Genomic DNA, 13,926 nt, shown 5'->3' with positions numbered 1-13,926 from the left:
ATTATCCTATATCCGATGGAGATGTTTCTGAGGATTTAGATATTCGATTCCGGGATTCTATAGAGAAGGTAGATTATCCCTTAAGTTTAATTGCGTATGAGAGAGGAGAGGAAGTGAGTCTTACGTTAAACTATGAAGGTTTGTTATTTGAAAAGGTTATGATATCTCAGGTACTAGAAGGTATGGAGTTGATGTTGGATCAGCTGTTACAAGATCCTACCATTACTACAGATAGACTGTCATATGTTTCAGCTACCGAGTATCAAGACTTGATTTATAATTGGAATGCAACGGGAGTAGAATACGACACAAGTGTTACCCTTCATGAGTTATTTGAAAGACAGGTAGAGAAGACTCCTGATCATATTGCTTTGGTGTATGAAGATGTAAAGTTAAGCTATAGGGAGCTTAATGGGAGATCTAATCAGTTAGCTCATTATTTACTACAAAATTATGAGATTAAGCCCGATGAATTGATCCCTCTATGTTTAGAAAGATCCGAGCAGATGCTGATCGGAATCTTAGGGGTATTAAAATCAGGGGGAGCTTATGTTCCTATGGATCCTAATTATCCTATGGATCGAATAGAACATATTCTGGGAGATACCAAGGCTAGAGTTGTAATCGGAGAAGAAGATACGATAAAAAAACTCTTTGAATATAAATCTGAGACTAATGATCTTAGTATTCTTAGTCTGAATAGTTTAGAAATACAATATGAAGTTAATAAATGTTCAAGTGATAATCCAAAGACGGATGTAAGTTCAGGTGATTTATCATATGTTATTTACACCAGTGGTACAACAGGAAAGCCCAAAGGGGTCATGATAGAGCATAAGAGTGTTGTAAATTTAATGGATAGTATACGAGAAGTATATGGTTCTAGTACCCTAGGTAAAGTAAGTGCCTACACCTCTTATGTCTTTGATGTTTCAGTTTCCGAGTTCTTTAGTGCTTTACTATATGGTAATGAATTATATATATTATCAGAGGATATAAAAAAGGATTCAGATCTGATTAGTGACTATCTTTTAGCTCATGAAATTACCCATACATATCTTCCTCCTGCATTATTATCTATATTACCACGTAAGGACTATCCAAATTTACAAACTATTCTTTATGCTGGAGAGCCTTGCGATGAGGAAACGGGAAGATATTGGGGGGAGTATAAGAAGTTATATAATTTATATGGACCTACCGAATCCACGATTTATGCTACCTATAGAGAGATAAAATCAGGAGAGGTACATTTGATAGGTCGCTCTATAGCCAATACCACAACTTATGTATTAGATGAATATTTACGTCCAGTACCCGTGGGAGCCATAGGAGAATTGTATATAGGAGGAGTTGGTCTATCAAGAGGCTATTTAAATCTTCCAGAGCTTACAGATGAAAAATTTCTAGCTAATCCTTTCCAAATTGAAGAAGAAAGAAAGAAAGGATATAATAATCGGATCTATAAGACAGGAGATTTAGTTCGCTATCTTCCTGGAGGAGATTTAGAATATATGGGGAGAAATGACTTCCAGGTAAAGATTAGAGGATATAGAATAGAGTTGGGAGAGATAGAGAATGGGCTATTGAGCTATGAAGGAATTTGTCAGGCAGCAGTGTTAGCAAAGGAGAATAGTTCAAGATTGAAATATTTGATAGGATACTATGTATCAGATACTGCAATAAATCATGAGGAACTATCAGTACATTTATCGGGCTTAATTCCTGAGTATATGATGCCTTCTGTATATGTTCATTTGAAAGAACTTCCTATCACGATAAATGGTAAATTAGACCGAAGAGCTTTACCTGAACCTATTTTTACAGGAGATAAAGAATATATAGCTCCGGAAACTCCCCTTCAACAGAGTTTGGCTGAGATTTATGGAGAAGTTTTAGATTTACCGGTAGCAAGTATTGGTTTACATGATGATTTTTTCCGATTAGGAGGAAATAGTATTATGGCTATCAAGCTGATCAGTAAGATTTACCATCAGCTCGGAATTCAAATAAAGGTTGCCGATGTTTTTAAAGGGAGGATGATTGGTGTATTATCCTTAATAATTACAAATTATAAAGCAGAATACAAAGCCATAGTTTCACTTAATAATGCTATAAATAAACCTAATATGTTCATGATTCATTCTGGAGGAGTAGGTTGTGAAGTATATCAATCACTTGCTGATAAATTAGATAATGATTATCATTGTTATGGAGTAGATTATTATAATTTATACCATGAAGAAAAGATAGATAATCTTAATAGGTTGGCTATGTATTATCTGGATCATATGGAGGAAATACAAATGAAGAGACAAGGAGAAGAATATATTCTATTGGGTTGGTCTTTAGGGGGGCAAATCGCTTTAGAAATTGCTTCTGAATTGGAAAGTAGAGGACATAAAAACATTACTGTTTATTTATTAGATACGATTATTAAGTATTCGGATTCAGAATTAATGAATATATCGCCTTTTTCTGATGAAGAAATTAGTCGAGAATTTCAGATCCCTATGGATAATAATTATTTTATCAAGATTAAAAACGTACTGAGTGCAGAACTTATACTTAGTAGACAAAATATTTCGACTAAACTAAGATTTACAAAGACAGTACTACTAAAAGCTATGCTCAAGGAAAATAAAGAAGAAAGGGAATTGATTACAGAATATATACAGCAATTAACTTATAATAATGTAGACATAGTACTTGAAGATTCAAGTCTCTTGAAAGTATATCCTATTAATGCATTGCATCGAAATATGCTAGAAGAAGAGGCTGCTATTATTGATGTTATAAAGAGAGACTTAACCAAATAATGAAGACTATAAATAAACTTGAAGTAGGTTTCACTAAATGTGTAAGTTAAAAAGCTAGGCTTGGATTTTATAATCTGAGCCTTTTTTCAAAAAAATATTAAAAAAACTATTCATAGACAAACAACCTATATTAATTAGAAGTATATCTAGGAAAGTTGGGACGGATATAGTGTGCTATAACAATAGATTCGCTACAAATTAAGAGAGGGTTTTCTTAGCCATAGAAGATACTGACTAGTCCTAAATAAACGTTACAGATTATTAGGTTAAAAATACTAATATCTTTGTTTTTATAGGTTTTTGTTTTTATATAACTTAAGTAAGTATAATTTCTGGGCAATATTACTTCATTCGAGTCCCAAAAATTTGTAGTAATATCAGTCTGAATAGAGATAAGATGTTCCAAAGACTATAATTTTTCCCAAGGCGTTTTCCCATTCAAAGAAGAGTATGGCCTTTTCTTATTATAAAACTCCTGTCATTCAATAGCTAAAGCATTTAAATTAAGATCGGAATCAGATAAATCCACTCGCGACCAGAATTCGGATTTGTCAGTCTCTCGAGTTCTTTCTACTTTACCATTTAGATGAGGGGATCTGGGCTTTATGAGTCTGTATTTGATAAAATTTTCATGCAGCTCATATTGGAAGGAGTAATTAAAAAATTCAGTACCCCAATCGGTTTGAATATGCTGTAGAGGAAAATATAATGTATCCAAAATTTCACCTAAAAAATTTATCGTACTACCTCTTACACATCCCTATTTGAGAATCAATATTCCCATACATTTGGTATATAGGATAGCCCCGATCAGATATTAGAGATGGGTTTATAGCAAGAGGAAACTCTCATAACTTAGGGAGCCCCAACCATTTTTGTTACTTCTTAATTAGGAGTGATTAAAACCTGACATACAATTGTTTTTACAACATTGAGATACTCTTCCCTTAGCTGTAGATAATATTTTACTGATAACATTTAACTGAAAAATGAGGAAAGGAAATCTTTTGAATATTAATTATATTTTTAATCTCTCGAATTTTTTTTATTGATAGATTTTATCATTAACATGGCCTTTAAAGGTTGATTCTTATTAGAATTAGGTGGATAAGTATATATGTAAAATACTTAAATTCAATTAATTAGCTTGTTTTTTTTCTTGGTTTAATCGAAAAATTTTATATTTTTGAATTGGTAATAAAATATAATTGAATGGAAATAATCTTAACTACCAGGACTGATTTCTAAAATGATATTTAAAATTTATAATACACTACTGTAACAAAATATTTGGTAAAGAATTTTTAAAAATGTCTCTAACTGTCTTATACTAGATGTCTGGAGAAAGAGGAATAGTTTAAGAAAAAATATTGCCCTACCTAGTATAGCTCTAGTAGATTTAATCCAAATTATAGATTCATAGATCAAAAAAGTATACTATTGAATAATATTCTTCAAATGATTAGCCATTTTAAGGTTGTACTTATTTTGTCTAAATAGAAGAATTACTGGGTATAATAATGTTAACTTTCGATGGAATAACAAAATAGACAGGTGTAGGAACACTTATCTAGCATCTTTTATACACTATTAAATAAACTAAAATTAACACAGAAGCTGTTGATTTTCTATTGAAAAGGAGACTTTTTAAAAAACTTAATGTTATTTCTCGTGTTGAGCTCATTCATTTTTATAATAAGCATGGGGGTGGGATCTCCATCATAAAATAATTGTATTTAATTTAATCCTGTATCATTTTTTTAAGACGTTACCATCTGAAGTAATCTATAATTCATAAAACACAGATAATGAACAAATTTGTTATTCAAAACTATGCTAAGATTGGTTTATCCTTATTGTATTTTCCGCTTTTCTTGTTAATTCTAATATCCATTTTTCTTTATCAAGAAAATGCTTTCTCTAGGGAGGCCTACGCCAATATTCAAAAAGATAGCTTCTTATTTATTAATTCGAAATTGTCTCATTTTCCTCATCTCATCAATAATCTAGGCCAATTTGGAAATGCCCTTATTATTTTATCATTTCTAACAATATTTGTGGTGTATGCACCAAAATTATGGGAAGCCTTATTATCAGCATCCCTGATTTCAATTATACCCACCAGTCTTTTAAAAGTTTTTTTTAAAGTACCAAGGCCGGCTGCTGTATATGATCAGAGTAGCTTTGTGATTATAGGAAAAACATTAACCGGCTCTAACAGTTTACCGTCCGGCCATTCTATCACTATTTTTACAGTACTTACCATTCTATTATGGGCATTGATGCCTCAAAAATTGAAATATAAAGTGTTATGGTTAGGATTTATTATTATCATCGGGACTATTCTTACATTCACAAGAGTGGGGGTGGGTGCGCACTATCCTCTGGATGTTATTATTGGAAGTATTATAGGTTATATGTGTGGAATTTTAGGCATTTTTATCAATCAAAAATACAGCATATGGTCATGGATCAATCATAAAAAATATTATTTTATTTTTATTCTCTTATTCATAGGTTGTATCATTGCTTTAGTAAATAAAATACTTCATGAAAATTTGATAGTATTTTACTTAGCGTTAATTAGCCTTATTGTTTCATTATATATAATTACCTATATTTATGTTAAAAAATAATTTAAAATTATCGAATTTCGCATGGTTAATGAGTTTTCTTAATTTTTTACTCTTTCATTTTTCATTTTTCACTTTTGCTTTCAATAACGTTGATTATAAAACTTACAATGGCTTCATGCTGATTATGAGCTTAATTATCAGCTTATTAGTATCCAGCTATTTTGTTTTTTATCTGTTTTTATTTTTATCGAGTTTTGCGGGTAAATTCCTATTGGTTTTAACTTTTATTATCAGCTCAATTGCTGTGTATTTTATCAATACGTATGGAGTCATTGTAGATGAGAGTATGATTGGTAATGTACTTAATACCAGTTATGAAGAGTCCAGCAGTTTCTTCTCAATAAAATTAGTTCTATATGTACTTGTATTGGGTATTCTTCCAAGTATTTATATCATTAAAGTTAAGATTATTAAGGTATCTTTAAAAAAGTTTTTAATCACTTCTTCTCTTTCTTTACTATTTACGGTTATTTTAGCATTTGCCAATGCGAGTAATTGGCTATGGATTGATAAAAATTCAAAAACATTGGGTGGTCTGATCATGCCCTGGTCTTATTCAGTCAATACATCTCTTTTTTATATTCACAACTATAAAAAAAATGAAAAAGAAATTCTGTTGCCGAACGCTACTATCAAAAATAGGGAAAAATCTATTGTAGTTTTAGTCATAGGCGAATCCGCAAGAAGTCAAAATTTTTCTTTATATGGATACAAAAAAGATACAAATCCTCTACTTTCCAAGGAACAAAATCTATATCATTTTAACGCTACTTCTTGTGCCACCTATACCACTGCGGGTGTGAAATGTATTTTAGAACACTCTAATACGGATAAACTATATGAAATTCTGCCCAACTATTTATTTAGAAACAATGTAGAGGTCATTTGGAGAACTACTAACTGGGGAGAGCCACCGGTCCATATAAGCAATTACCAAAACAAAGAAAATTTACTCGCCCATTGCAAAGATGAAAGGTGCCAATATGATGAAATTCTTTTAAGAGGTTTAAAAGAGCAAATATTAGCGAGTAAAAAGAATAAAATATTAATTGTTCTTCATACCAGTACGAGCCATGGGCCTACTTATAGTAAAAAATATCCATCACGATTTGAAATATTTAAACCCGTTTGTAATAGTGTTGAATTAAATAATTGTACTCAAGAAGAACTGATTAATGCTTATGATAATACCATTGTATATACAGACTATCTCTTAAGTAGCATCATTGAAGATCTCAAACAATTAAAAGATTATAAAAGCACAATGCTTTTTGTATCAGACCATGGAGAATCTTTAGGTGAAAAAAATCTCTATATGCATGGGGTTCCACTAAGCATTGCTCCTAAAGAACAATATGAAATTCCTTTTATCGTTTGGATATCAGATAATTCAACACAACTTAAACCGAATAAAGATCAGGTATTGTCACAAAATAATGTATTCCATAGCGTTCTTAATTTTTTAGGAGTTAAAAGTCCTATTTATGACGAAAAAATGAATATTTACAAATTCACTAAAGAGTAATATTTTTAAACATAGCCAAAAAAGTAGGAAGCGCATCAAAAAGTGTGGGACAATTTATGAAGCTCCCTTATTTTGTAGCTCAACAAGCTGAATACTAGTTATTTTTATACTTTACCTCCCCTCACTTAAATTGCTGCCGACCTGAAGATTTCAAAAATGACATTGTATAAATATGTAAGAGAAAAAAATGGGGAAAATAAGGCTTACAAAAATAATAATTTGTTTTATCTATGAAATGGTAATTAATAATAGATTTAAAGCTTAATGTACTATATTTTCAGTTTCGTCGACATACCCCAACTCTCCCCGTTTTAATGTTTGATTATTTTTTAGCTTTTCCTTTCCTGACAAAATAATTTATTTATATCATTAAATAGTGATATAAACAACATTCATATTATCCCTTACATGGTAATTTTATTTAAATTTTTTACATCTGCATCAAATGAGGCTGTCTCAAAAGGGATAGCCTCTATTATGTAAAAAAAGACTGCCCTTTTGAGACAGCCTCATTTTTCTTTCTAGTTTATTAGTATTTTAATTTTCCATCGACGAATACTACCTTGTTATAAAAATACCACTTATTTTGACTTATAATGTTAATACTTTTTTATTGTAGTACATAAAAAAGATGTTATCAAAGTATTAAGAATACTTTTGTACTATATTAGAATGAGTAATAATATTTTACTTTTGATTAATATTGGTGTTTTATAGATTATTATCACTAAATAATGAATTATAATTTATTTTTTTTAAAAGTTTTTATATATTTGGCATTCACAAGACGGAGAAAAATTCTCCTTTTACTTATTTTTAAGATTAATTTAGATTGTACATGAAAAAAAGAATATTAAAAGTAATAGTGGCATTCTTACTATTAGTAAGCGTATTTTCTTGTGAAAGTAATGATGAAGATTCTTATCAAAAAAATGAAAACTCTTCTAATAAAAAGGTTTTTGATAAAAGTGTATATTTTGAAAACTATATTTTATCAAACAAGATCGAAAATGATTCTTTAAAAATACAAAATTCAAATGATGGAGCAAGAAATAATGGACAAGCATTCGAAACAATCGACCCAACAAAATCAGACCGCCCAAAGTAAGGTAAAAATATTTATTAATATTATTGTTTCGACATTAGTTCTTATCTCCGCTATATTACCTTTTCTTAATAATATAATAGGATATTTTACGGATGTTAATATACAACTTGATAATAATGCTGGTGAAAGACGGTTAGATCTTGATTCATCAATTTATTTCTTATCTATAGGTTTAGGCTATGTTTTACTATCTATTGCAGGGATTTTAGAATGTGCACATAAGAAAACCTATTACGTCGTATTAATTTCTAGTTACTTCCATTTAATAACTTATGTGAAATTTATTTTTTTTAATAAGAACGAGATATCTGCAATTGCAGATATAGCTATTATAATAATATTAATTGTAATTATATTTCTTATATATTGGCTTAACAATTATTATAATAGTATTAAAAAAATTGATGAGTTTAACAATACAACATTAAATAGATTTTCAATTCTTCTTAACAAGCACAATAAAATTAAAGAAGATGAATAATCAAGAAAAAATAGAAGTACTTGTATCTATTGGAGAAAAATTGTGGGAAGATTATTCTGATGATAAACTTTTGGAGGATGAATACTTAATTAAGATTTATAAGGTAAAAAAAGAAATAAACAATAGTTTTGTAGGGAAAATGAAGGATTTAAAATTGTTTGCTAATGATCTTGGATATGTTCTCATAAAAACATCTAGTTTCACTATTATTCAGAATGCGGAAAGGATCAAAATCAATAAAAACTAGTTTATAGCAATTTTTTCTTTAAGAATTGTCAAAATTTCTTCTATTTTTTTGTCTTGATTTTTAATCAAATCTTCTTGTCTCTTGATAACTTTCTGAATAAATAAAATACTTTTATCTTGTAGGCTGCTTTGTGCATATAAGTGAGCTAATACATTTCCTATTTTTTCATCAATGAAAGTATTCGAATTATTTTCGATTAATTTGAGATTTTGATCATATAAAACATCTATTTTTTTTTCAAGTGGGAGATCTGTGAAGAATATTTCTTTGCTTATTGGATCTGCCACTTTATTTAATGTATTCAATTCTTTTAGCATTTCTCCTTCTCCAGTTAAAAGCCATATAGGATTAACATCCGGTATTTCCAATAATATATTTTCTATTGCAGTCGAATTTATAGGTGTTTCTTTAGCTTTTCCTCTAAAACTCGCAGAAGTCATGCCAATTTTTTTATAAAAATTTTCCTTTGCAATCTCTTTGCATTCAATCAGTTGTATAATTCTATTTTTAATCACTGTAAATTTATTTTCGTTTTTGTTTTATAATCGAAAATTTATTTTCTATATTTGCTATATCAAATTTGAATATTCAAATATAAGAACTTAATGAATACCAATTAAGTATTCAAAAATAATAAATAGTAAATAATGAAATTATCAAAAAAATTGAAGGAATGGCTAAAACCAGATGATAAAAAAAGTGAATTGAGTATGGCATTAAAAATTTCTAGATCTACACTCTCTCGGTGGATGAACAAAACTCCTGAAAATCTCAGCAGGTTGGATAGAATCGAAAAGATTAAAGAGTTAAGTGGTCTTTCTCAAGAAGATATGTTTGAAAATGATAAGGTCAATTTAGTACAATCATAATTTTATTTGCATATGATTTCAAAAGAGCTAATGGATAAGCCATTATTTTCAATGACAGGCAGGGAAATAGTAGAATTATTCGGTGTACTCATTCCTCATAAAGAAACTACCATTGAAAGAATTGAAAAGAATTTCACTGATGCCAGATACGTATATGGTATTCCCGGCCTTGCAAATTTATTAGGCTGTGGTAAAACAAAGGCACAGGAATTAAAATCATCAGGAGTTTTGAAAGATGCTATAATTCAGAATGGGAAAAAATTAATATTCGATACTACGAAAGTTTTGGAACTACTAAAAAATCAAGAATGAAAAGTATAGATCTTAAAACCCCCCTTTGGCAATTAACTGTTGAAGATTTCCTAGAATTACAAACATACCATCTCTTATCAGAAAAGAAATATGAATATGGTCTTAAAGGTTTAGCAAAACTTTTTGGTTGTTCTATTGCTCAAGCGCAAAGAATAAAATCCTCTGGAAAAATAAATGATGCTATTATTCAAAACGGAAATATCATCTTAATAGATAGGGAAAAAGCTTTACAACTTTTCGGAAAGAAATAAGAAAATGGACTACCTTAAATTAATACATAAATTTTGGGAGTACAATCAAGAAAAGCCACTTGGTGCAACGACTATTGCTTTGTATCTTTTTTTACTTGAAGCATGGGATAAAAATGAATGTAAAGATTTTAAGGTCTCTGATTCTACTCTTTCAGAAAAACTAGGATTAACAAGACCAACAATAAGATCCACTAAAGAGAAACTTCGAAATATAGGTTTAATTTATTACCAAACTAAAAATGGTATACCTACTTATTACAGGCTAATTTTAGATTATTCTATACCATATTCTATTGAAAAATCAAATACAGAAGAATCTGAAAGACAAAATGCCTATTCAAAGTTAAAAAGAACTCCCAGGAAGTCTATTGACCCTGTATCATCGCGAAGTGAAACATTTCCCATATTGTACCCATCAGAAAATATTAGAGATAAAAATATACCTTCTTTAGGGGAGTTTATTACATATGCAAAAAGTTTAGAAATGTATGAGCCGGATTTGGACTTAAAAATTCAAGCAAAGTACAACAGCTGGGTAAGTAATGGTTGGAGAACTGGTCAAAATAGCCCGATAACGACTTGGAAACCATTATTGAAAAGTACGTTGCCATATATGAAAAATACATCATTAAATGAAATATCCTTAAAATATATCCCAAATATAAAACGTCCAAAATCTACATATAATGAGTAGTAATATAGAAATTGAAAAAGTTGTTTTAGGAACTTTAATTATCGAGGCTAACTGTTTCTCTAAATATAGTTCAAGCTTAAGTGTTCATTTATTTGAAAAGAGAGATCATCAAATAATATTTGAGATAATTAGCCAATTATGGCAATCTAATCATCCTGTTGATTTGGTAATTCTCATACAAGAATTGGGGAAGATAGGTAAGGGTAATCTAGATCAATACATTATTAATTTAACTATGGGAGTTCATTCTTCTGCTCATCTTGAATATCATATAATGATTTTGGTAGAATTATCAGTAAAACGTGATTTTATAAATAAATTTTCACGATTGTTAAAAATTGCTAATGACCCCCAGTTGAATATTTTTATGATCCGCGACAAAGCATTTGAATATTTTGATAGTTTATTCATTGATAAGTTTATAGAAAATAACAAGCAAGATCAATCATTTCCTGTTTTAGTAGATAAAGTTCAAGAAAGATTTTTAAATATTCAGAATAGTAGCATAACTGGAATTCCTAGTTCTCTAGATATTATAAACAAAGTATTTGGGGGATGGCAAAACTCAGATTTAACAATAGTTGCAGGAAGACCGGGAATGGGGAAAACTGCTTTTATGGTCCAACAAATAGTTGATATTGTTCAGCAAAATATTTCTGTAGGTGTTTTTTCACTCGAAATGTCTGCAGAACAGATCGGAGCGAGAATAATAACAAATTATACGGGAATACCTAATTCTTCAATATTAAGAAAAGGTTTAAGTGATGCTGAACTACAGCAATATATTCATTTAAAAGATGATTTACTATCATTAAAAGTACATATAAATGATACACCTGGTATTTCAATTAATGATTTAAAAATAAAAGCTAAAATGATGAAGCTAAAATATAATATTGCTGTGATTATAATAGATTATTTACAATTAATAACTTTTGAAAAGGCAGGAAATAGGGAACAGGAAATTGGAAATATTTCACGGGGATTGAAAGGATTAGCAAAAGAATTGGATATTCCTGTTATAGCATTATCTCAGCTTTCTCGAAATGTAGAAAATAGACCTGATAAAAGGCCAATGCTTTCCGATTTAAGAGATTCCGGTTCTATAGAACAAGATGCTGACGAAGTTATATTTCTCTTCCGACCAGAATATTACGGAATTGAAGAGTGGGGTTCAGAATATAATCACGAAGGAACCCAAAATGAGGCTGAAATTATTATCCAAAAGAATCGTCACGGAGGAATTTTATCAGAAAGATGTAAAGTAAATATGGCAACTTCAAAGTTTATGAATTCATACTAAATAATTAGCAAAATAAGTAAGAGCAATTTGAATCAATATATTATAAATCTGAAATTATGAAAATATTAATGGGGAAATAGAATTTAACAATTATGAGATATACATTCTCACTAATATAAATTAAGTAAGGATAAGAAAAAAATAGACTTTGATATTATAAAAATTTGAATTTAATAATATATATATGTTAAAATATGCAGTATCATTTTCCATAAAAGATAATAAACAAGACCTACCTACACCGATTAGGTTGCGAGTAACTTTTAATAATATCCGTCTGGAATTATATGTTTCAGTATCAGTTAAGCCTTCTGAATGGAATGGTAAATCTCAAAGATTGCTCAATAGGAAAGATCCTCGAAATAAAGAAATAAGTAATTCGGAATGCTTAGTAGAAGAAATTTTCAAAGAGTTTGATGTATTCAATAAAAGGTTTCCAACATCACAAGAACTTAAGTTATCATTTGCAAAGAAAAGTGGAAAGACAAAAAATAATAAAACTAAAGATTTAACTTTTGTTGAGGTTATTAATAAATATATAGATGAAAAGAAAGTATCAAAACAGTGGACTGAGGGAACCTTGAAAAAGTATATTAAGTTAAGAAATCACGTTATAGGATTTAATAAAAGTCTTTTGACTAATAATATGGATGAAATTGCAATAAGAGATATGATGAAGTACTTCTCAACATCTCCAATTGACATAAGATCTGGGAATAAAAGAGAACCACACAGAAACACTACTATACGTAGAAATATTGAAGATTATCTTAGAATTTTAAAATGGGCATCCAAAAAAGGTTTATATTCAGGGACTACATATGAGGATTTTGAACAACGATTTAAAGGAACGCAACAGAAGTTAGCTGAACTTGTCTATCTTGAATGGGAAGAATTGATGGATTTGCTGGAAAAAGATTTTGGAGTAAAGAAATATCTTGAAAGAGTCCGTGATGTGTTTTGCTTTTGCTGCTTTTCATCACTTCGATATTCTGATGTTAGCAAGTTAAAAAAAACAGATATTCGGGATGGGTATTTTTTAATTGCATCTGAAAAAACTACTGATCCCCTTTCTATAGATCTAAATAAATATTCTAAAGCGATCTTAGATAAATATGAAGATGTAGAGTTACCCAATGGGTTGGCGCTTCCAATAATTTCTATGGCAAAAACCAATGAATACTTGAAAGAAATAGGTGAAATAATGGAATTTAATACACCAATAAAAGACCATTATTTTATAGGGAACAAATCATACGAAGAAGTATACTTAAAAAAGAATGTGCTTTCAACTCACGCAGCAAGACGTACATTTGTGATAAATTCTTTAAGGCTCGGAATACCTGTTGAAGTTATAATAAAGTGGACAGGGCATAAAGATTTTAAAGCTCTTAGGCCTTATGTGAAAATTGTAGATGATCTTAAAAGAAGCGAAATGGATAAGTTTAATATTACCCCCAGTTTTACCCCCAGAAATAAATAAAATGTTATGATTCAAGTAAAGCCGAAAAAGAAATAATGTGCTGTAAATTAAATTGATTGTTGTTATTTTCGAAGGTAGTGTCTCACTAACTGTGTAAGTTAAAAAGTTATTCTGGAAAATTTAGAGCTCTTACAGCTCAAGAAATTTTTCGGAACTCACTTTTTATTATTTTTAACCATTACATAGTTATGATTGACA

14 protein-coding genes are annotated in these 13,926 nt (G+C 29.5%); 12 read left to right on the top strand and 2 right to left on the bottom strand.

Translation table 11 applies throughout. From position 1 onward, the window contains the following. A partial coding sequence (locus CHRY9293_RS17575) for a non-ribosomal peptide synthetase (protein ID WP_162034170.1) occupies positions 1–2,819 on the top strand: 2,819 nt, incomplete at its 5' end. 478 nt (positions 2,820–3,297) lie between these two features. Here the strand turns inward: CHRY9293_RS17575 and CHRY9293_RS17570 are convergent. After that, positions 3,298–3,537 (bottom strand): transposase family protein, encoded by a 240-nt coding sequence (locus tag CHRY9293_RS17570; protein ID WP_162034169.1) that lies wholly within the window; start codon positions 3,535–3,537, stop codon positions 3,298–3,300. A 1,090-nt stretch (positions 3,538–4,627) separates the two neighbouring features. Between CHRY9293_RS17570 and CHRY9293_RS17565 the strand changes: the two genes are divergently transcribed. From CHRY9293_RS17565 to CHRY9293_RS17545, 5 genes are all read left to right on the top strand, one after another. Continuing rightward, a complete protein-coding gene (locus CHRY9293_RS17565; RefSeq protein ID WP_162034168.1) occupies positions 4,628–5,455 on the top strand; it encodes a phosphatase PAP2 family protein in 828 nt (275 codons plus the stop codon). Then, entirely contained in the window at positions 5,442–6,980 is a 1,539-nt protein-coding gene (eptA, locus tag CHRY9293_RS17560) for a phosphoethanolamine--lipid A transferase EptA (protein ID WP_162034167.1), read from the top strand. Before CHRY9293_RS17565 ends, eptA begins: the two co-directional genes overlap by 14 nt. 838 nt (positions 6,981–7,818) lie before the next feature. Next, complete coding sequence (locus CHRY9293_RS17555) at positions 7,819–8,088, top strand: hypothetical protein (RefSeq protein ID WP_162034166.1); 270 nt, start codon at positions 7,819–7,821, stop codon at positions 8,086–8,088. Further along, positions 8,021–8,569: a hypothetical protein gene (locus CHRY9293_RS17550; RefSeq protein ID WP_228455588.1), complete on the top strand. Its 549-nt coding sequence runs from the start codon at positions 8,021–8,023 to the stop codon at positions 8,567–8,569. The genes CHRY9293_RS17555 and CHRY9293_RS17550 overlap by 68 nt, the downstream gene beginning before the upstream one ends. Continuing rightward, positions 8,562–8,816, top strand: a complete 255-nt coding sequence (locus CHRY9293_RS17545; RefSeq protein WP_162034164.1) for a hypothetical protein — start codon at positions 8,562–8,564, stop codon at positions 8,814–8,816. The genes CHRY9293_RS17550 and CHRY9293_RS17545 overlap by 8 nt, the downstream gene beginning before the upstream one ends. Here the strand turns inward: CHRY9293_RS17545 and CHRY9293_RS18620 are convergent. After that, on the bottom strand, positions 8,813–9,331 hold the full coding sequence (locus CHRY9293_RS18620; RefSeq protein ID WP_185153232.1) for a hypothetical protein: 519 nt from the start codon (positions 9,329–9,331) through the stop codon (positions 8,813–8,815). The two genes, CHRY9293_RS17545 and CHRY9293_RS18620, sit on opposite strands and share 4 nt — an antisense overlap. A gap of 132 nt (positions 9,332–9,463) precedes the next feature. On the opposite strand from CHRY9293_RS18620, the gene CHRY9293_RS17535 reads away from it, so the two are divergent. From CHRY9293_RS17535 to CHRY9293_RS17510, 6 genes are all read left to right on the top strand, one after another. Then, positions 9,464–9,685: a helix-turn-helix domain-containing protein gene (locus tag CHRY9293_RS17535; protein WP_162034163.1), complete on the top strand. Its 222-nt coding sequence runs from the start codon at positions 9,464–9,466 to the stop codon at positions 9,683–9,685. A 30-nt stretch (positions 9,686–9,715) separates the two neighbouring features. After that, positions 9,716–9,997, top strand: coding sequence for a DUF3853 family protein (locus CHRY9293_RS17530; RefSeq protein ID WP_162034162.1), 282 nt, complete (start codon positions 9,716–9,718; stop codon positions 9,995–9,997). Then, entirely contained in the window at positions 9,994–10,248 is a 255-nt protein-coding gene (locus tag CHRY9293_RS17525) for a DUF3853 family protein (RefSeq protein ID WP_162034161.1), read from the top strand. The genes CHRY9293_RS17530 and CHRY9293_RS17525 overlap by 4 nt, the downstream gene beginning before the upstream one ends. Positions 10,249–10,252: 4 nt before the next feature. Next, positions 10,253–10,942, top strand: coding sequence for a helix-turn-helix domain-containing protein (locus CHRY9293_RS17520; RefSeq protein WP_162034160.1), 690 nt, complete (start codon positions 10,253–10,255; stop codon positions 10,940–10,942). Next, positions 10,935–12,245 carry a replicative DNA helicase gene (locus CHRY9293_RS17515; protein ID WP_162034159.1) on the top strand — a complete coding sequence of 437 codons (1,311 nt, stop codon included), beginning with the start codon at positions 10,935–10,937 and terminating at the stop codon, positions 12,243–12,245. Before CHRY9293_RS17520 ends, CHRY9293_RS17515 begins: the two co-directional genes overlap by 8 nt. Positions 12,246–12,429: 184 nt before the next feature. Beyond that, complete coding sequence (locus tag CHRY9293_RS17510; RefSeq protein WP_162034158.1) at positions 12,430–13,728, top strand: site-specific integrase; 1,299 nt, start codon at positions 12,430–12,432, stop codon at positions 13,726–13,728. Positions 13,729–13,926 lie beyond the last annotated feature (198 nt).

It is taken from the genome of Chryseobacterium potabilaquae, assembly GCF_902728265.1.
In the GTDB taxonomy this organism is placed as follows: Bacteria; Bacteroidota; Bacteroidia; order Flavobacteriales; family Weeksellaceae; genus Chryseobacterium; species Chryseobacterium potabilaquae.
Note: the sequence above shows the minus strand (reverse complement) of the source record. Positions and strands in the feature narration are given on the sequence as shown.

Coding starts and splice junctions, on each gene's coding strand:
- CHRY9293_RS17565 (WP_162034168.1), top strand. CDS start 4,628: ATGAACAAATTTGTTATTCAAAACTATGCTAAGATTGGTTTATCCTTA.
- eptA (WP_162034167.1), top strand. CDS start 5,442: ATGTTAAAAAATAATTTAAAATTATCGAATTTCGCATGGTTAATGAGT.
- CHRY9293_RS17555 (WP_162034166.1), top strand. CDS start 7,819: ATGAAAAAAAGAATATTAAAAGTAATAGTGGCATTCTTACTATTAGTA.
- CHRY9293_RS17550 (WP_228455588.1), top strand. CDS start 8,021: ATGGAGCAAGAAATAATGGACAAGCATTCGAAACAATCGACCCAACAA.
- CHRY9293_RS17545 (WP_162034164.1), top strand. CDS start 8,562: ATGAATAATCAAGAAAAAATAGAAGTACTTGTATCTATTGGAGAAAAA.
- CHRY9293_RS17535 (WP_162034163.1), top strand. CDS start 9,464: ATGAAATTATCAAAAAAATTGAAGGAATGGCTAAAACCAGATGATAAA.
- CHRY9293_RS17530 (WP_162034162.1), top strand. CDS start 9,716: ATGGATAAGCCATTATTTTCAATGACAGGCAGGGAAATAGTAGAATTA.
- CHRY9293_RS17525 (WP_162034161.1), top strand. CDS start 9,994: ATGAAAAGTATAGATCTTAAAACCCCCCTTTGGCAATTAACTGTTGAA.
- CHRY9293_RS17520 (WP_162034160.1), top strand. CDS start 10,253: ATGGACTACCTTAAATTAATACATAAATTTTGGGAGTACAATCAAGAA.
- CHRY9293_RS17515 (WP_162034159.1), top strand. CDS start 10,935: ATGAGTAGTAATATAGAAATTGAAAAAGTTGTTTTAGGAACTTTAATT.
- CHRY9293_RS17510 (WP_162034158.1), top strand. CDS start 12,430: ATGTTAAAATATGCAGTATCATTTTCCATAAAAGATAATAAACAAGAC.